The organism is Cryobacterium sp. Y11 (assembly GCF_002929535.1).
GTDB lineage: Bacteria > Actinomycetota > Actinomycetes > Actinomycetales > Microbacteriaceae > Cryobacterium.
The window spans coordinates 82,703-100,807 of record NZ_PJJO01000056.1; the positions used below are offsets into that span (position 1 = coordinate 82,703).

The 18,105-nt window shown below is 63.5% G+C and carries 11 protein-coding genes; all 11 read left to right on the top strand.

Annotation, left to right across the window (positions count from 1 at the left end; genetic code table 11):
- The first annotated feature begins 59 nt into the window (after positions 1 to 59).
- The gene (locus CXY75_RS09715; RefSeq protein ID WP_104082626.1) at positions 60 to 1,733 is read left to right on the top strand and encodes a DUF885 domain-containing protein; all 1,674 of its coding nucleotides are present in this window, start codon (positions 60 to 62) and stop codon (positions 1,731 to 1,733) included.
- A gap of 78 nt (positions 1,734 to 1,811) precedes the next feature.
- Entirely contained in the window at positions 1,812 to 3,017 is a 1,206-nt protein-coding gene (locus tag CXY75_RS09720; RefSeq protein WP_233201833.1) for a hypothetical protein, read from the top strand.
- Positions 3,014 to 5,677 (top strand): multicopper oxidase domain-containing protein, encoded by a 2,664-nt coding sequence (locus CXY75_RS09725; protein WP_104082627.1) that lies wholly within the window; start codon positions 3,014 to 3,016, stop codon positions 5,675 to 5,677. Before CXY75_RS09720 ends, CXY75_RS09725 begins: the two co-directional genes overlap by 4 nt.
- Positions 5,678 to 5,871: 194 nt before the next feature.
- Positions 5,872 to 7,326 (top strand): 30S ribosomal protein S1, encoded by a 1,455-nt coding sequence (gene rpsA / locus CXY75_RS09730; protein ID WP_092107815.1) that lies wholly within the window; start codon positions 5,872 to 5,874, stop codon positions 7,324 to 7,326.
- A gap of 205 nt (positions 7,327 to 7,531) precedes the next feature.
- Entirely contained in the window at positions 7,532 to 8,197 is a 666-nt protein-coding gene (gene coaE / locus CXY75_RS09735; protein WP_104082628.1) for a dephospho-CoA kinase, read from the top strand.
- A 29-nt stretch (positions 8,198 to 8,226) separates the two neighbouring features.
- On the top strand, positions 8,227 to 10,290 hold the full coding sequence (gene uvrB, locus CXY75_RS09740; protein ID WP_104082629.1) for an excinuclease ABC subunit UvrB: 2,064 nt from the start codon (positions 8,227 to 8,229) through the stop codon (positions 10,288 to 10,290).
- 182 nt (positions 10,291 to 10,472) lie between these two features.
- Entirely contained in the window at positions 10,473 to 13,340 is a 2,868-nt protein-coding gene (gene uvrA, locus CXY75_RS09745; protein ID WP_104082630.1) for an excinuclease ABC subunit UvrA, read from the top strand.
- A 14-nt stretch (positions 13,341 to 13,354) separates the two neighbouring features.
- Complete coding sequence (uvrC, locus tag CXY75_RS09750; RefSeq protein WP_104082631.1) at positions 13,355 to 15,256, top strand: excinuclease ABC subunit UvrC; 1,902 nt, start codon at positions 13,355 to 13,357, stop codon at positions 15,254 to 15,256.
- A gap of 88 nt (positions 15,257 to 15,344) precedes the next feature.
- Positions 15,345 to 16,220, top strand: coding sequence for an RNase adapter RapZ (gene rapZ / locus CXY75_RS09755; RefSeq protein WP_104082632.1), 876 nt, complete (start codon positions 15,345 to 15,347; stop codon positions 16,218 to 16,220).
- Positions 16,221 to 16,313: 93 nt separating this feature from the next.
- The gene (whiA, locus tag CXY75_RS09760; RefSeq protein WP_104082633.1) at positions 16,314 to 17,294 is read left to right on the top strand and encodes a DNA-binding protein WhiA; all 981 of its coding nucleotides are present in this window, start codon (positions 16,314 to 16,316) and stop codon (positions 17,292 to 17,294) included.
- Between the two features lie 100 nt (positions 17,295 to 17,394).
- Positions 17,395 to 18,021 carry a superoxide dismutase gene (locus CXY75_RS09765; RefSeq protein WP_104082634.1) on the top strand — a complete coding sequence of 209 codons (627 nt, stop codon included), beginning with the start codon at positions 17,395 to 17,397 and terminating at the stop codon, positions 18,019 to 18,021.
- The last annotated feature ends 84 nt before the right edge of the window (positions 18,022 to 18,105 follow it).

Genomic DNA, 18,105 nt, shown 5'->3' on the forward strand with positions numbered 1-18,105 from the left:
GCCGGACAGCGCGCTCATTGGGGGGTTCGCATCCGGCAGGGCTGTTCTAGGCTCGAGGCATGACAACCGATCTCCAGCGCACTCCAACGGCCATCGATCAGATCGCCGAAGAGTGGGTGGACACCCTCGTTGACCTCGACCCCACCGTGGGCACCTACATCGGCCGCACCGAGGGAGACGGTCGCTACGGCGACTACTCTCCGGCCGGTCACGAACGCTTCGTCGAGGCCGCAAAGAAGACGATCGCCAAGCTCGATGCCGCGTACCCGGTTGACAGCATCGACAACGTCACCCAGACCGACCTTCGCAGCGAGTTGGCGCTCAGCGTGCAGAGCTCTGAGGCCGAGATGCAGCTGCGCGACCTCAACGTGATTGCGTCCCCCGCGCAGGAGATCCGCGAGATCTTCGACCTCATGCCCACCAAAACCGTCGACGACTGGGCCAACATCTCCAGCCGGCTGGGCAATCTTCCCGCCGCCATCGACGGCTACATCGAGACCCTTCGCCTCGGCATCGAACGCGGCGTGACGCCGGCGCGCCGCCAGGTACGCGAGGTACTCGCCCAGGCCAAGCGCCACGCCGCCAACGACGGATTCTTCGCCGAGTTCGCCGCGAACCCAACCTTAAACACCGGCACCCTTCCGGCATCGCTGGCCACGGACCTGGGCCTGGGCGCCCGCCGCTCGGCCACCGCCTACGACAAGCTCGCCACCTTCTTCAGCACCGAACTCGAGGGCACAGCCACCGACGATGACGCCATCGGCCGCGAGCTGTACACCCTCGCCTCCCGCCGATTTCTCGGCGCCACGATCGACCTCGACGAAACCTACGAATGGGGCATCGAAGAACTCGCCCGCATGACCCGCGAGCAAGAGAAAGTCGCCGACCACATCAAACCCGGCGCGGGTGTGCGAGGGGCCATCGCCTACCTCGACACCGATCCGACCCGCAAACTGCACGGTACCCAGGCGTTGCAGGAGTGGATGCAGAAAACCAGCGACAAGGCCGTCGCCGATCTCGCCGAAACCCAGTTCGACATTCCCGACGAGATTAAGACCATCGAGTGCATGATCGCCCCCACCCAGGAAGGTGGCATCTATTACACCGGGCCGACCGACGACTTCTCCCGGCCAGGGCGCATGTGGTGGTCTGTACCGGTCGGTGTGACCGAATTCGACACCTGGCGTGAACTGACCACCGTGTATCACGAGGGCGTTCCCGGCCACCACCTGCAGATCGGGCAGGCCGTCTACAACCGCGCCAAGCTCAACACCTGGCGCCGCCAACTGGCCGGCACATCTGGCCACGCCGAGGGCTGGGCGCTCTATGCCGAACGTCTCATGGAACAGCTGGGTTACCTCGACGACCCGGCCGATCGTCTCGGCATGCTCGACGGGCAGCGAATGCGCGCCGCGCGCGTGGTCCTCGACATCGGAGTGCACCTCGGCAAAATGCTGCCAGATGGCTCCGGCCCGTGGACCGCCGACTACGCCTTTGACTTTCTCGGCCAAAACGTCAACATGAACGCGAGCTTTGTCAAGTTTGAGGTCAACCGCTACCTCGGCTGGCCCGGTCAGGCTCCGTCCTACAAGGTCGGCCAGCGCATCTGGGAGCAGCTGCGTGACGAGTGCGCCGCCCGTGAGGGGGCGAACTTCAGAATCAAGGAGTTTCACCGCCGTGCCCTCGACCTCGGCGGCGTCGGGCTCGACACCCTGCGGTCGGCCCTGGCCTAGCACGCGGCTCGCACCCGGGCTGGCGTGCAGGAGAGACGTAGTCCTCGGCGGGAATATACGGCTCGGTAAACTGAAAGGGTGCGTCCCGCCGAGCCGTCCCCGTCCGACACCGGAACTGTACCCGCGAACGGCAGGCGTCCCGCGCCGCGGCCACAGCCCAACCGTGCCCTGATCGATCGCCCGGGCATCCGCTTTCTGTTTCTCGCTCCGGCCGGAGTGTCGCTCCTGCTGGGGCTCTACGCGGCAACGGCCCTGCTCGGCTTCGACGTTCCGCCGCTCGCCGACCGCCTGGCCGCCTCGCACGGCGCACTGATGGTATTCGGCTTTGTCGGTACCCTGATCGTGCTCGAACGGGCCGTCGCCATCAAGAAGTGGTGGGCCTTCACCGCGCCGGCACTGCTCGGCCTCGGCAGCCTGCTCGTGCTGGCGCCGCTGCCGATCTGGATCGGCCGCACCGCGATCGCCGCCGGCGCGATCGGCCTGCTGCTGATCTATCGCAGCATTTGGCGCCGGCAAGCAATGACGGCCACCGCGATCCAGTTCCTCGGTGGGGTCAATCTCGTCGTCGCTGCGATTCTCTGGCTCGCCAACGTTCCGGTCGCCCACCTCATACCGGCGTTTGGCGCCTTCGTGGTGCTGACCATCGCGGGCGAACGCCTCGAACTCGCGCGGCTCTCGCTGTGCGGCACCCATCCAGGGCGCGGCCTGCTGTGGGCGTCGCTGTCCCTGACCGGAGGTGTCTCGCTCGCCCTCTGCGTGCCGGCAATCGGCTATCCCTTCTTCGGCCTGGCCCTGCTCTGGGTAGTGTCCTGGCTGTTCCTACACGATGTCGCGCGCCGGACCATCCGCTCAGCCGGGCTGCCCCGGTACATGGCCATCTGCCTGCTCAGCGGGTACGCCTGGTTGGTCGTCGCCGGTGGTATCTGGCTCGTCGTCGGCGCCGCAACGAGTGGCCCCGCCTACGATGCGGTCATTCACGCTGTGTTGCTGGGGTTCACCCTGTCGATGATCATGGCCCACGCCCCCGTCATTCTGCCCGCTGTGCTGCGCCGCCCACTGCCGTACCGATCGATCATGTACCTGCCCGTCGCGCTGCTGCACGCATCCCTCGTGCTGCGGGTACTGTTCGGCGATGCCCACGGTCTGACCGATCTGCTCCAGCTCGGCGGATCGCTGAACATCGCCGCACTCGTGCTGTTCATTGTCATCGCTGCGATGTCGGCCGTGCGCGGGCCGGTGCCAAACGTCAGGCCCGCCAGCCCCGCCAGAAAAGAACGCCCATGAGTCCCATCACCGCCCGCGTTCATGCCCGACGCACCTGGTATCTGCAGACCAACGCCGTCGTTGCCGCCTGGTTGGTCGTGCTGGGCGGCGTCGTTCTGTCGCATCAGGGCATTCCGGGTGCCGACTGGCTCATGGTGCATCTGCTACTGCTCGGCGCCGTCAGTACCGCGATTCTCATTTGGAGCCAGCATTTCGCCGATACTTTGGTACGGCGGCCGGCGCTCAGTGGGCGCCGGTCGCTGATCATTCGCCTGGCCGGGCACACGCTCGGGGCGATTCTGGTCATGGTTGGCATGACCCTGAACCTGTTCCTCGTGCTGCTCGTCGGTGCTGTTCTGGTCGGCGCCGTGGCGGTGCTGCACGGTGTTCTTCTGGGAAGTGAGCTCCGCCGGGCGAAACCCACCCGCTTCGGCTCGCTGGTGCGCTACTACATTGCGGCCGCTGCGAGCCTCGCTGTCGGGGTCTACCTCGGCATCGCGATGGCGAACCCAGCGACCGGCGCCGATCTCTTCGCCGGGCTGTACGTCGCGCACATCGCCCTCAACGTGCTCGGCTGGGTCGGCCTGACCGCCGTCGGCACCCTGCTGTTGCTCTGGCCAACGGTGCTGCGCACCCACCTCGGCGATGGAACGGATGCCGCAGTCCGTACAGCCCTGCCCCTGCTCGTCGCGGGCGTAGCCGTCATCGCCGGCGCCAGCGTGGCCGGCCTGCCGCTCGGCGTCGGAGCCGGCGCCCTGGTCTACCTGCTCGGTCTCGTGCCCGTCGTGCTGGAGGCCGTGCGGCAGGCCAGGCAGGCACCGCCGACCACCTTTGCCAGCTGGAGTTTGGCAGCATCGGTGGCCTGGTTGGCGTTCAGCGTCGCGGCGCTCGGCCTGCTCGTCGCGACCGCGGCAACCCTGGCCGACGCCGTCACCCGACTCGGCTGGCTGCTGATTCCCCTGCTGGCCGGCTTCGCCCTGCAACTACTGCTCGGGGCCCTGAGCTACCTGGTTCCGATGGTCTCCGGCGGCGGACCGCAGGCCGGCAAGGCAGCAGCGGCCGAACTCGATCGAGCGCCGCTGTTTCGCCTACTCGTCGTCAACGGCGGCATTGTGCTCTACCTGCTTCCGGTGCCGAGCCTGGTCAAGGTGGTGCTGTCCCTGGTGGTGTTCGGGGTGTTGCTGAGCTTTCTGGTGCTGCTGCTGCGCGCGGTCGTTGCCGGTGGGCGCATCCGTTCTCGTGCCGGATCCGCGCCGATGGCCAGGGTCATAGCCGTGCCGCTGGGTACGGCCAGCCCGCGCCGCACACGCAGCGGAATGGCCGCCGCAGCGGTTGGGGTGCTCGTGCTGGCCGTCACCGCTGGTGTCGCCCTTGACCCAGTTTCGGCCGGGGTCGGTTCGGCATCGGTGACTGCTCCAGACGCCGCGACCGTCGCCTCGGGTGAAGTCACCGCGGCGAGCGTGACCATGCTCGACATGCGGTTCTCACCGTCGAGCCTGACCGTTCCCGCCGGCAACCGGCTTGAACTGACCGTCACGAACAACGACACGGCCGTGCACGACCTCACCCTCGAAAGCGGCCTTACCTCTGGACGGGTAGCCCCGGGGGAGACCATCACGCTCGACGCCGGAATCATGGCCGCCAGCAGCGAAGGCTGGTGCTCCATCGCCGGCCACCGCCAGATGGGCATGGTGCTGCAGATTGTCGTCACCGGCGGGGCGAATACCGATTCAACGGATGCCGCGGCCGCGCACACAGGCCACGCCAGTTCCGGCGCAACCTCCGCAGCGTCCGCCGCCGACGACCTCGGCGTGCATACCGACCCCTCGTCCGGATTCGTGGCGCGCGATGCTGCCCTACCGCCTGCGTCCAATGACACCCACCACGAGTACACCTTCCGGGTCGGTGACACCGAGATCGAGGTCGCCCCCGGCGTGACCCAAACCCTGTGGCCGTTCAACGGCACCGCGCCCGGCCCCACCCTGCGCGGAAAGGTCGACGATACCTTCACGATCACCCTGATCAACGAGGCCACGACCGGCCATTCCCTCGACTTCCACGCCGGGGCGCTCGCCCCCGATGGTCCGATGCGCACAATCGAGCCGGGCGAAACGCTCGAGTATTCCTTCACCGCCACGCGGTCGGGCATTTGGCTTTACCACTGCTCGACCATGCCGATGTCGCTGCACATTGCCAACGGCATGTTCGGGGCTGTCGTCATCGACCCCGCCGGCCTCGACCCGGTCGACTCGGAATACCTGCTCGTGCAGTCCGAGTTCTACCTGGGACCCCAGGGCGGCATCGCGAACTCCGACAAGATCGCCGCCGCCACCCCAGACCTCGTCGTCTTCAACGGCTACGCCAACCAGTATCAGGAACAGCCGCTCCGCGCGAAGGTGGGGGAGCGCATCCGCTTGTGGGTGCTCGATGCCGGGCCGAACCTGGGCAGTTCCTTCCACATCGTGGGCGGGCAATTCGACACGGTCTACGCCGAGGGCGACTATCTGCTGCGAAACGGCGGCAGCACGGGTACCGGCGGGAGTCAAACGCTCGGTCTTGCTCCGGCACAGGGCGGGTTTGTCGAGCTGAGCTTTCCCGAAGCTGGAACCTATTCGTTCGTGACGCACGCCATGACGGATGCCGAGCACGGCGCCGCCGGCACGATCGTGATCGTTCCATAGAACCAGTTGCGGGCAGCCGAATGTCGAGTTGCTCCTCGCCTTCTCAGGTAGCTAGTATGGAGTGTCACATTTGTGACACCCATCCGCTGCCATGCGCGGAGTGTTCCCCGGTCTTTCATAACCGCGGAGCAGCTAAACGCTAGAACGATTTTTCGCGTGTGGCCTGATTATGTCCATCCTGGAGCAACTACTACATGACAATCGCAACGACCGAACGGGCACCCAAGCAGGTCGCCATCAACGACATTGGATCTGCTGAAGACTTTCTTGCCGCGGTCGAAAAGACTCTGAAATTCTTCAACGACGGAGACCTCATCGAGGGCACCGTTGTGAAGATCGACCGCGACGAGGTTCTCCTCGACGTTGGGTACAAGACTGAGGGTGTCATTCCCTCGCGCGAACTTTCCATCAAGCACGACGTTGACCCCTCCGAGGTTGTCAAGGTCGGCGACCTGGTCGAGGCCCTCGTTCTTCAGAAAGAAGACAAAGAAGGCCGCCTCATTCTCTCCAAGAAGCGCGCTCAGTACGAGCGTGCATGGGGCGATGTTGAGAAGATCAAGGAGTCCGACGGTGTTGTCACCGGTTCGGTTATCGAGGTCGTCAAGGGTGGACTCATCGTCGACATCGGCCTGCGTGGCTTCCTGCCGGCATCGCTCATCGAACTTCGTCGCGTTCGCGACCTGACCCCGTACCTGGGCCAGGAAATCGAAGCGAAGATTCTCGAACTCGACAAGAACCGCAACAACGTTGTGCTGTCGCGTCGCGCCCTGCTCGAGCAGACCCAGAGCGAAAGCCGCACCACGTTCCTCAACAACCTCCAGAAGGGACAGGTCCGCAAGGGCGTCGTCTCCTCGATCGTCAACTTCGGTGCGTTCGTCGACCTCGGCGGCGTCGATGGTCTGGTTCACGTTTCCGAGCTCAGCTGGAAGCACATTGAGCACGCCAGCGAGGTCGTTGAAGTTGGCCAGGAAGTCACCGTCGAGATCCTCGAAGTTGACCTCGACCGCGAGCGTGTCTCGCTGTCGTTGAAGGCAACGCAGGAAGACCCGTGGCAGGTATTCGCCCGCACCCACGCCATCGGCCAGGTTGCACCGGGTAAGGTCACCAAGCTCGTTCCGTTCGGCGCGTTCGTTCGCGTTGCCGAGGGCATCGAGGGTCTCGTGCACATCTCCGAGCTGTCCGGCAAGCACGTTGAGCTCGCCGAGCAGGTTGTCTCGGTCGGCGACGAGGTCTTCGTCAAGGTCATCGACATCGACCTCGAGCGTCGCCGCATTTCGCTCAGCCTCAAGCAGGCCAACGATGGCGTCGACCCCGACGGCACCGAGTTCGACCCGGCGCTCTACGGAATGCTCACCGAGTACGACGACAAGGGCCAGTACAAGTACCCCGAAGGCTTCGATTCCGAGACCAACGAGTGGCGCGAAGGCTTTGACGAGCAGCGCGAAAAGTGGGAGCAGGACTACGCTGCAGCCCAGGCACGTTGGGAAGCCCACAAGAAGCAGGTTTCGACCGCGAACGACGAGATCGCTGCCCCCAGCGACGTCGCACCGGCCGGCTCTGCCTTCTCGAGCGAGTCGGCTGGCGCCGGCACGCTCGCCGACGACGAAGCACTCGCGGCTCTCCGCGAGAAGCTCTCCGGCGGCAACTAGCAATAAAGTAGCATAGCTAAAAAGCACACGGCGGGCCGTATCCTTCGGGATACGGCCCGCCGTGTTTAAAATCACGTGCAACTGGGCTCGGTCAGATTCTTGATAGCGGATGCGACCGTACCGCGACAAGGCAGCGTCCCCTCCCGTGTGGGGGCGGGATGTTCCGGGTCACCTCGTAGACTGACGCAGCAGATAGTCTGGCGGGATGTATCTAATTGGGCTGACCGGCGGAATCGCCTCTGGCAAAAGTACCGTGGCCAAACGCCTCACCTCGCACGGTGCCGTCGGTGTGGACGCCGATCAACTAGCGCGTGAGGTCGTTGCACCCGGTACCCCGGCACTGGCTGCCATTGCTGCGGAATTTGGCAATGACCTTCTGCTACCGGACGGCAGCCTCAACCGCGCCGCGCTCGGCACCATCATCTTCACTGACTCGGTGCAACGTGAACGGCTTAACGCCATCACCCATCCTGCAGTGCGCCGGCTCACCCGCGATCGGGTTGCGGAAGCGGGCGCCGCCGACCCGCATGCCATCGTGGTGTATGACGTTCCGCTCTTGGCCGAGGCCATCGCTGGAGGCCTGGTTACTTTCGATCTGATTGTCGTCGTGCACGCCGATGCCTCGACCCGGATTCAACGCATGATCGAGCTCCGCGGGCTGACCGAGTCGGAGGCCACTTCGCGGATTGGCGCGCAGGCGAGCGATGCGGAGCGTCTCGCCCTGGCCGACGTCGTGATCGACAACACGGGCACCGTCGAAGAGACGCTGGCCCAGGTTGATGCGCTCTGGGAGCGCGTACGGGTGGCCGAAGCTGGTACGGCCGAAGCGATTGCCGGCATCCGCTCTGCCAACTCCGCTCACGAGGGCTGACTGTCAGACCCAGTTTGTAGAATGGAGGCATGGAACCAACGCGCTCTGTGAACCCGTTTGAAGTGGTCAGTGAGTACACGCCGAGCGGCGATCAGCCGGCGGCAATCGCCGACCTGACTGCCCGCATCAACGCTGGGGAAACCGACATCGTGCTGCTGGGTGCGACCGGCACCGGCAAGTCGGCCACGACGGCCTGGCTGATCGAGCAGGTGCAGCGCCCGACGCTCGTTCTGGCCCACAACAAGACCCTCGCGGCCCAGCTGGTCAACGAATTCCGTGACCTCATGCCCAATAACGCGGTCGAGTACTTCGTCTCGTACTACGACTATTACCAGCCAGAGGCCTACGTTCCGCAGACCGACACCTTCATCGAGAAGGACTCCTCGATAAACGAAGAGGTTGAGCGACTGCGGCATTCCACCACCAACTCGCTACTCAGCCGCCGCGACGTCATAGTGGTGTCGACGGTGTCGTGCATCTACGGGCTGGGCACGCCGCAGGGCTACCTTGACGCGATGATCGCGCTGCAGATCGGCCAGAAGGTCAGCCGCGACTGGCTGGTGCGCAAATTTGTGGCGATGCAATATAAGCGCAACGACGTCGACTTCTCTCGAGGCAACTTTCGGGTGCGTGGCGACACCATTGAAATCATCCCCATGTACGAAGAGCTTGCTATTCGCATCGAGATGTTCGGCGACGAGATTGAGGGTCTGTACAGTCTGCATCCGCTGACCGGCGACATCGTCAAGAAGCTTGATTCGGTATCCGTCTTTCCCGGGTCGCACTATGTGGCGAGCGACGACGTTATGCGGCGTGCCATCGGCACCATCGAGATCGAACTGGCTGAGCGTCTCCAGGTACTCGAACGGGAGGGCAAACTGCTCGAAGCCCAACGGTTGCGCATGCGCACGACCTTCGACCTCGAAATGATGGAGCAGATCGGGTTTTGCTCTGGCATCGAGAACTACTCGCGTCACATCGATGCGCGGGAGCCGGGGGAGGCGCCGCACTGCCTGCTGGACTATTTTCCCGACGACTTTCTCATGGTCATCGATGAGTCGCACGTGACCGTGCCGCAAATCGGCGCCATGTATGAGGGGGACTCCTCGCGCAAGCGCACCCTGGTCGATCACGGCTTTCGGCTGCCGAGCGCGCTCGACAACCGACCGCTCAAGTTTAACGAGTTCAAGGACCGGGTCGGCCAGACCGTATATCTTTCGGCGACCCCGGGTAAGTACGAGATGGGTATAGCGGACGGCATCGTCGAGCAGATCATCCGCCCGACCGGCCTGATCGACCCACAAATCATCGTCAAGCCGAGCAAGGGGCAGATCGACGACCTGCTCGAAGAGATCAAGAAGCGCAGCGAACGCAACGAACGCGTGCTCGTCACGACCCTCACCAAGAAAATGGCCGAGAACCTTACCGACTTTCTCACCGAGGCCGGGGTGCGGGTGCGCTATCTACACTCCGACGTCGACACCCTGCGCCGAGTCGAGCTGCTCACCGAACTGCGCGCCGGCATCTACGACGTACTGGTCGGTATCAACTTGCTGCGTGAGGGGCTCGACCTGCCCGAGGTGTCGCTGGTCGCCATTCTCGACGCCGACAAGGAAGGGTTCCTGCGCTCGGCCACATCACTCATTCAGACCATTGGGCGGGCCGCTCGCAACGTCTCCGGTGAGGTCCACATGTACGCCGACCGGCTCACTGCCTCGATGGAGAAGGCGATCGACGAAACCGACCGCCGCCGCGAGAAGCAGGTCGCCTACAACACCCTGCACGGCATCGACCCGACCCCGCTGCGCAAACGCATCGGCGATATCACCGAAGCCCTCGCCCGCGAGGAGGCCGACACGGCCGAGCTGCTCGCTGGCCGCGACGCTCGGCGTAAGACTTCGACGCCGAACCGTCGAGTCGGCTTGGCCGCGAACGGTGCGAACGACCTCGAGTCGATCATCGCCGACCTCAACTCGCAGATGCTTGAGGCTGCTGGCGAGCTCAAGTTCGAGCTTGCCGCGCGCCTGCGCGACGAGCTCTCCGAGCTCAAGCGCGAGCTACGCCAGATGGAGAAGGCCGGCCACCTGCAGTAGCCGACGGTCGCACGCCTCCGTGCAGGGTACCTCCGCCGACCCTGAGCGTCGCGGCACTCGTTTGAGCTCGCAGCACTCGTTGCAACCGGTGCCGCCATCCCCAACGAGTGCCACGAGAGCGGATGCCCCGCGCGGCGCCTTACCTGTACGAGACTGTCAGCGGCGTTGCATAGACTCGATAGGTGTCGATTACGAAGGTAGAAAACGGTCCGAAACTCAGTGTGCGCGGGGCCCGCGTGCACAACCTCCACAACGTAGATCTGGAGATTCCCCGAGACTCGCTCGTGGTCTTCACCGGGCTTTCCGGCTCGGGCAAATCGTCGCTCGCCTTTGACACCATTTTTGCCGAAGGCCAGCGCCGCTATGTCGAGTCACTCTCGGCCTATGCCCGGCAGTTTCTCGGCCAGGTCGACCGTCCAGACGTCGACTTCATCGAGGGCCTCAGCCCCGCGGTCTCCATCGACCAGAAGTCGACCAACCGCAACCCGCGCTCCACGGTCGGCACCATCACCGAAATCTACGACTACATGCGGCTGCTCTGGGCCCGCATCGGGGTGCCACACTGCGCCATCTGCGGCGAGATCATCCAGTCGCAGACCGTGCAGCAGATCGCCGATCAGCTGATGGAACTGACGGCGGGCATCCGTTATCAGGTGGTCAGCCCGGTCGTCTCGCAGAAGAAGGGCGAGTTCGTCGACCTCTTCCAGGAACTCGCCGGCGGTGGGTATTCCCGCGCGATCGTCGATGGCGCTCAAATTCAGCTGAGCGAACCGCCAACGCTAAAAAAGCAGCAGAAGCACGACATCTCCGTGATCGTCGACCGGCTGGTGGCTGGTCCCGAACTGCTGTCCCGTCTCACCGATTCCCTCGAGACGGCCCTCAAGCTTACCGACGGCGTCGTGCAGATCAACTTTCTCGATGAAGAAGGCGATAAAGCCTGGCAGAGTTACTCCGAGAAGCTGTCCTGCCCCAACAACCATCCGGTGCAGTTGACCGAGATCGAACCGCGCACCTTTTCGTTCAACGCTCCTTTCGGTGCCTGTCCCGTGTGTTCAGGCCTCGGTACCCGCATGTCCGTTGACGAAGACCTGCTGCTCGGCGACCCGGATCTGAGCATCGCTGAGGGCGTCGTGCTGCCCTGGACCACCCAGGGCAAGGGCCTGTTTCAGTACTACGAGAAGCTGCTCGACGGTCTGGCCCGCGACCTCGACTTCTCGCTCGACACCCCCTGGAGTCAGCTGAGCAGTGAGGTACAAAACGCTGTCATGCGCGGTGACAACTTCGAGGTGAGGGTCAAGTGGAAGAACCGCTATGGCCGTGAAATGAGCTACACCTCGGGCTTTGAGGGTGTCGTGCCCTACATCGAGCGTCAGTACCTGCAGGCCGAGAGTGACACTCAACGCCAGCGCTGGTCTGAATACCTGCGCGAGGTCAACTGCCAAGAGTGCGGTGGCACCCGGCTCAAGCCCGAGGTGCTCGCCGTGCTCGTGCACGACGCCAGCATTGCGGATGTCTGCGCGCTCAGCTTGAGCGACGCCCGCGAGTTCATGGACACGCTGACCCTGACCGATCGCGAGGCAGCCATCGCGGCCCAGGTACTGCGCGAGATTCGGGCGCGGCTCGACTTCCTCATTCGGGTCGGCCTGAACTACCTCAACCTCGCGCGCGCCGCGGCGACACTGTCGGGCGGTGAGGCGCAGCGCATCCGCTTGGCGACTCAGATTGGTTCCGGACTGACCGGGGTACTCTACGTGCTCGACGAACCGAGCATCGGGCTGCACCAGCGCGACAATCGCCGCCTGATTGAGACGCTGGTCACCCTGCGTGACCTCGGCAACACGCTCATCGTGGTTGAACACGACGAAGACACCATTAAGACCGCCGACTGGATCGTCGATATCGGCCCCGGTGCCGGCGTCAACGGCGGGCACGTCGTGCACTCCGGCTCCTATCAAGAGCTGCTGGCCAATACCAACTCCCTGACCGGCGATTATCTGGCCGGGCGTAAGTCCATCGCCACCCCAAAGACCCGCCGCAAGGTCGATCCTGAGCGTTTGATCGGCGTCACCGGTGCCGAGGCGAACAACCTGCAGAAGGTATCGGTGACCTTCCCGCTGGGCACGTTCACGGCCGTCACCGGGGTCAGCGGCTCCGGCAAATCGTCACTGGTCAACGACATTCTCTATCGGGTGCTCGCCAACCGGCTCAATGGCGCCCGTAAGCTGCCTGGCAAGCACACCCGAGTGACCGGCCTCGAGCAACTCGACAAGGTTATCCACGTTGATCAGGCGCCGATTGGGCGCACTCCGCGCTCCAACCCGGCTACGTACACCGGGGTGTTCGATAAGATCCGTATTCTGTTCTCCGAAACCATCGAGTCCAAGACTCGCGGCTATCTTCCCGGTCGATTCAGCTTCAACGTCAAGGGTGGACGCTGCGAAGCGTGCTCCGGTGATGGCACGATCAAGATCGAGATGAACTTTCTGCCCGACGTGTACGTGGCCTGCGAGGTCTGCGGGGGAGACCGGTACAACCGCGACACCCTCACCGTGCACTACAAGGGCAAGAACATCGCCGAAGTGCTCAACATGCCGATCAGTGAAGCGGCCGATTTCTTCGAGCCGATCTCGTCGATCCATCGGTTTTTGAAGACGCTCGTTGAGGTCGGCCTCGGCTATGTTCGCCTCGGCCAGAGCGCTACGACCCTGTCCGGCGGCGAGGCCCAGCGGGTGAAGCTTGCCACGGAGCTGCAGCGACGTTCCAACGGTCGCAGCGTGTATGTGCTCGACGAGCCCACCACCGGCCTGCACTTTGAAGACGTGCGCAAGTTGCTGCTCGTGCTCAACAGTCTGGTCGACAAGGGCAACACCGTCATCGTGATCGAGCACAACCTCGACGTCATCAAGTCCGCCGACTGGGTGATCGACCTCGGGCCAGAGGGCGGCTCCGGCGGCGGCAAGGTGCTCGCGACCGGAACGCCAGAGCACCTTGCCACGGTCAAGAAAAGCTTCACCGGTTCCTTCCTGAAGGAGGTCCTGGCTGCCGGCTAGGCGACCGGACAACCATGTCTGATGCCCTAAGCTATCGCCCAAAAACGGGCGAGATTCCCACGACCCCCGGCGTGTACCGGTTTCGGGACGCGACCGGGCGCATCCTCTATGTCGGCAAGGCCAAGAACCTGCGAGCCCGACTGAGCAACTACTTCGCACCGCTGCACAGCCTGCACGAGCGTACCCGGCGCATGGTGACCAGCGCAGCCGGAGTGGAGTGGACGGTTGTTGGTACAGAGGTCGAGGCCCTGCAGCTCGAATGGATGTGGATCAACGAGTTCGATCCGCCCTTCAATGTGCAGTTCAAGGACGACAAGTCCTACCCGTACCTCGCCGTAACCCTCGCCGACGAAGCGCCGCGGGCGCTCGTGACTCGCACAGAGGGAATCAAGGGCGCTCGCTATTTCGGGCCGTATCCCAAGGTGTGGGCCGTGCACGAAACCATTGAACTCATGCTCAAGGCTTTTCCCATCCGCACCTGCAATAACGCTAATTACAAGCGCGCGATGCAGAGCGGCAAACCGTGTTTTGCCGGCCAAATCGGACGCTGCTTCGGACCGTGCTCCGGTCTGGTCTCGATGGAAGAGCACCGCAAGGTTGTCAACGAGTTTGTCAGTTTCATGGGCAGCCACGATAAGAAGCTCATCAACGTACTCACCCAGGAGATGAAGGACGCAGCGGCCGCGCAGCAGTACGAAATCGCGGGCAAACGGCGCGATCAGGTGCGTGCGCTCAACGCGGTGCTCGAGAAAAGCGCGGTCGTGCTGCGCGATAACGTCGACATTGACCTGTTCGCCATCGAGCAAGACGAACTCGCTGCGGCCGTGCAGCTGTTCATCGTGCGAGGCGGTCGCATCCGTGGTGTGCGTGGCTGGATGGTCGACAAGGAGCTCGACGTCACGATGAGTGAACTCATCGACTCCATGATGCAAACGGCCTACAACAACGATTCCAAACCGCCACGTGAGATCGTGCTGCCCGAGCTCCCCGATGATGCCGAGGCCCTTCAAACCTGGCTCGCCGACGTCGCCGGGCGCAGGGTGCGCCTCGTAGCGGCCCAGCGCGGTGAAAAGGCAGCCTTGCTCGTGACGGCTACCAATAACGCCAAGCAGGCGCTGATGCTCTACAAGACCCGGCGAAGCTCCGACTTTGTTGCACGGTCCCAGGCGCTCGAAGACATCCAGGAGGCGCTCGAGATGCCAGCCGCCCCGCTGCGGATGGAATGCTACGACGTGTCCCACCTCAGCGGCACCAACGTTGTCGCATCCATGGTGGTCTTCGAAGACGGCCTGCCCCGCAAAGATGAATACCGCCGCTTTAACATTCCGGTCACGACCGACGATACCGACTCGATTTACCAGATTCTCACGCGACGGCTCGCCTACCTGAAACCCGATTCCGGGGCAGCGGATGCGACATCCGACGCCGACATCGACACCAACCCTATCGACGCCGTGTCGGGTGAACAGAAGCGTGCCAAGTTCAAATATCAGCCAAACCTGCTCATCGTTGACGGCGGCCAACCGCAGGTAGCTGCGGCCAAGCGTGCCCTCGCCGAATCGGGCGTCACCGGTATTCAACTCTGTGGAATCGCTAAACGACTCGAGGAAATCTGGCTGCCCGACTCCGACTATCCAGTCATTTTGCCCCGCAACAGTGACGCGCTGTTTCTGATCCAGCGCATTCGCGACGAGGCGCACCGGTTCGCCATCACCCACCAGCGAATCCGGCGCAAGAAGGACATCTCGTCGGTTTTGGGAGAAATTGCCGGGCTCGGCCCGGCCCGCGTTAAGGTTCTGCTGCAGCATTTCGGGTCGGTAGCACGGCTCAAGATTGCTTCGGCGTCGGAAATAGCGGATGTCCGCGGTATCGGGCCGGTGCTGGCCGAATCGATCTACGCCCACCTGCGCGCGTGATCGTCTAAATGCTCGAACGAAACCGCAACCTCCCAGCGCTGGGTAGGCTTGATAGACCACCAACTTCTTATTAAGGGGCTTTCAACGTATGACTACGGACCCCGACAAGCAGGAAGTGCTGATCGTCACGGGAATGTCCGGGGCGGGTCGCTCTACCGTCGCCAATGCCCTCGAGGACCTCGCCTGGTACGTGGTCGACAATCTTCCGCCCCAGATGCTTCGGCCGCTGGTGGATCTGGTGGAACGAGCCGGAACCAACCTGCCCAAGATCGCTGCCGTTGTCGATATTCGCGGCCGAGACCTGTTTGGCGATTTTCTCGAAACCGTGCAACAGCTGCGTAGCGGAACCACGGTGCAGGTGATATTCCTCGAAGCCCGCGACGATGCCCTCGTGCGCCGGTTTGAATCCGTGCGCCGCCCGCATCCGCTGCAGGGTGATGGCACTCTGCTCGACGGTATTGCCGCCGAGCGTTCCCGGTTACTGGCAGTGCGCGAGTCGAGTGACCTGGTCATTGACACCTCAGACCTCAACGTTCACCAGCTCGCGACGACCATCACCGAGCGGTTCGCCGCCGAGGGCACCGCGGGCGTGCAGTTGACCATTATGAGTTTTGGATTCAAATACGGGTTGCCGACGGATGTTGATTTGGTCGTCGATGCTCGTTTTCTGCCCAATCCGTTTTGGATTCCAGAGCTGCGCGCGCACACCGGTGTCGACCCGGAGGTGAGAGACTTTGTACTTGCCCAAACTGGTGCCCTCGAATTCATCGATCACTATGCGGCCGCAATGGCGCCGGTTCTAGCCGGCTATCAGCGCGAAAACAAGCGTCATGCGACCATCGGCATTGGCTGCACTGGAGGCAAACATCGCTCCGTCGCCATGGCACGAGAACTTGCCGCCCGACTCGAAAAACTTCCGGGAGTCGCGATCAATATCAAGGACCGCGACCTCGGACGCGAATAGAAGCGGCCGCGTATAGCATCCGCTGTTTTACCGCGTTCTTCCCGCCTTCACTATTCAGACCCAACGCAACTGATCAACAGAATGGAAAAGCGATTGGCACTCACCGCCGACGTTAAAGATGAACTTTCGCGCGTGGAGGTCCCCAAGACCACCGTGCGCGCGGCCGAACTGGCCACTATTCTCCGGTTCTCCGGAGGATTGCACATGATCAGCAGCCGCATCGCGATCGAATCCGAGCTCGACACCGCCATCCTGGCGCGTCGGGTGCGCAAGGACCTCGCCGAGCTCTACGGGGTGCGGAGCGCCCTGCAAGTCATCGCCGCTACAGGCCTGCGTCAGTCGAGCCACTACCTCGTTCAGGTCATCGAGGGTGGCGAGACCCTGGCGCGCCAGACCGGTCTGCTGGATGCTCGCCGCCGACCGATTCGCGGCCTGCCGAACCGACTCACCACCGGGTCCAAGGAAGAAATTTGCGCAGTTTGGCGTGGAGCATTCCTGGCCAACGGCACACTGACCGATCCGGGTCGATCGGCGGCCCTCGAGGTCGTCTGCCCCGGCAACGAAGCGGCCATGGCACTGGTTGGAGCGGCCGGACGCCTCGGCGTCGCCGCCAAGGCGCGCGAGGTGCGCGGGGTTCACCGGGTCGTCATCCGGGATGGCGACGCCATCGGAGCAATGCTCGTACACATGGGTGCCGCCAATACCGTGCTCAACTGGGAGACGCTCCGCCAGCGCCGGGAAGTACGCGCCACCGCCAACCGCCTGGTCAACTTCGACGACGCCAACCTGCGCCGGTCGGCCGAGGCCGCCGTCGCGGCCTGCGCGCGGGTGCAGCGAGCCATGGACATTCTCGGCGAGGATATCCCCAAACACCTCCGCTATGCCGGCGACCTACGCCTCAACTTTCGCGATTCCAGCCTCGACGAGCTCGGCCACCATGCCGACCCGCCCATGACCAAGGATGCCGTCGCCGGCAGGATCCGCCGCCTCCTCGCCATGGCAGACAAAAAAGCGGTCGAACTTGGCGTCGAGGGGACCGATGTACCGTACCCGGTGCACCCGGATGACGCCTGAGTCCGTCGATTCTGTACGCGGGAACCCCGCAGGTAGACTGGAATGTGCTCACATCGCCACCGCGTCCGTTGTGGTGACACCATCGAAGAGGAGATAAGTAATGGCTGAATATACCCTGCCCACCCTTGACTATGACTACTCGGCCCTCGAGCCCAGCATTAGCGGCACCATCATGGAACTTCACCATGGCAAGCACCACCAGGCGTACGTTACCGGCGCGAACACCGCGCTCGCCCAGCTCGCTGAGGCCCGCGACAGCGGGAGCCTTGCCAACGTGAACAAACTGGAGAAGGACCTCGCCTTCAACCTCGGCGGCCATGTCAACCACTCCATCTTCTGGACCAACCTCTCCCCGAACGGCGGAGACAAGCCTGTCGGCGAGCTCGCAGCTGCGATCGATGACAACTTCGGCTCATTCGACAAGTTCCAAGCACACTTCACCGCTGCCGCGCTAGGCGTGCAGGGTTCCGGCTGGGCTGTCCTGGCCTGGGACTCGATCGGTGCACGACTAATCATCCAGCAGTTCTTCGATCAGCAGTCCAACTTCGCAGCTGGTACCGTTCCGGTACTCATGCTCGATGTTTGGGAGCACGCTTACTACCTCGACTACCGCAACGTGCGTGCCGACTACGTGAAGGCATTCTGGAACATCGCCAACTGGGCGAACGTTCAGGAGCGCTTCACTGTGGCACGCGAGAAGACTAACGGGTTGCTGCTACTCTCATAGCCTGTCGGTGCCCCGCCCCTGCGTTTCCGTGCACGGGCGGGGCACCGCTCGCTGCTGCACACCCGCATATTTGTCATCGCGCCT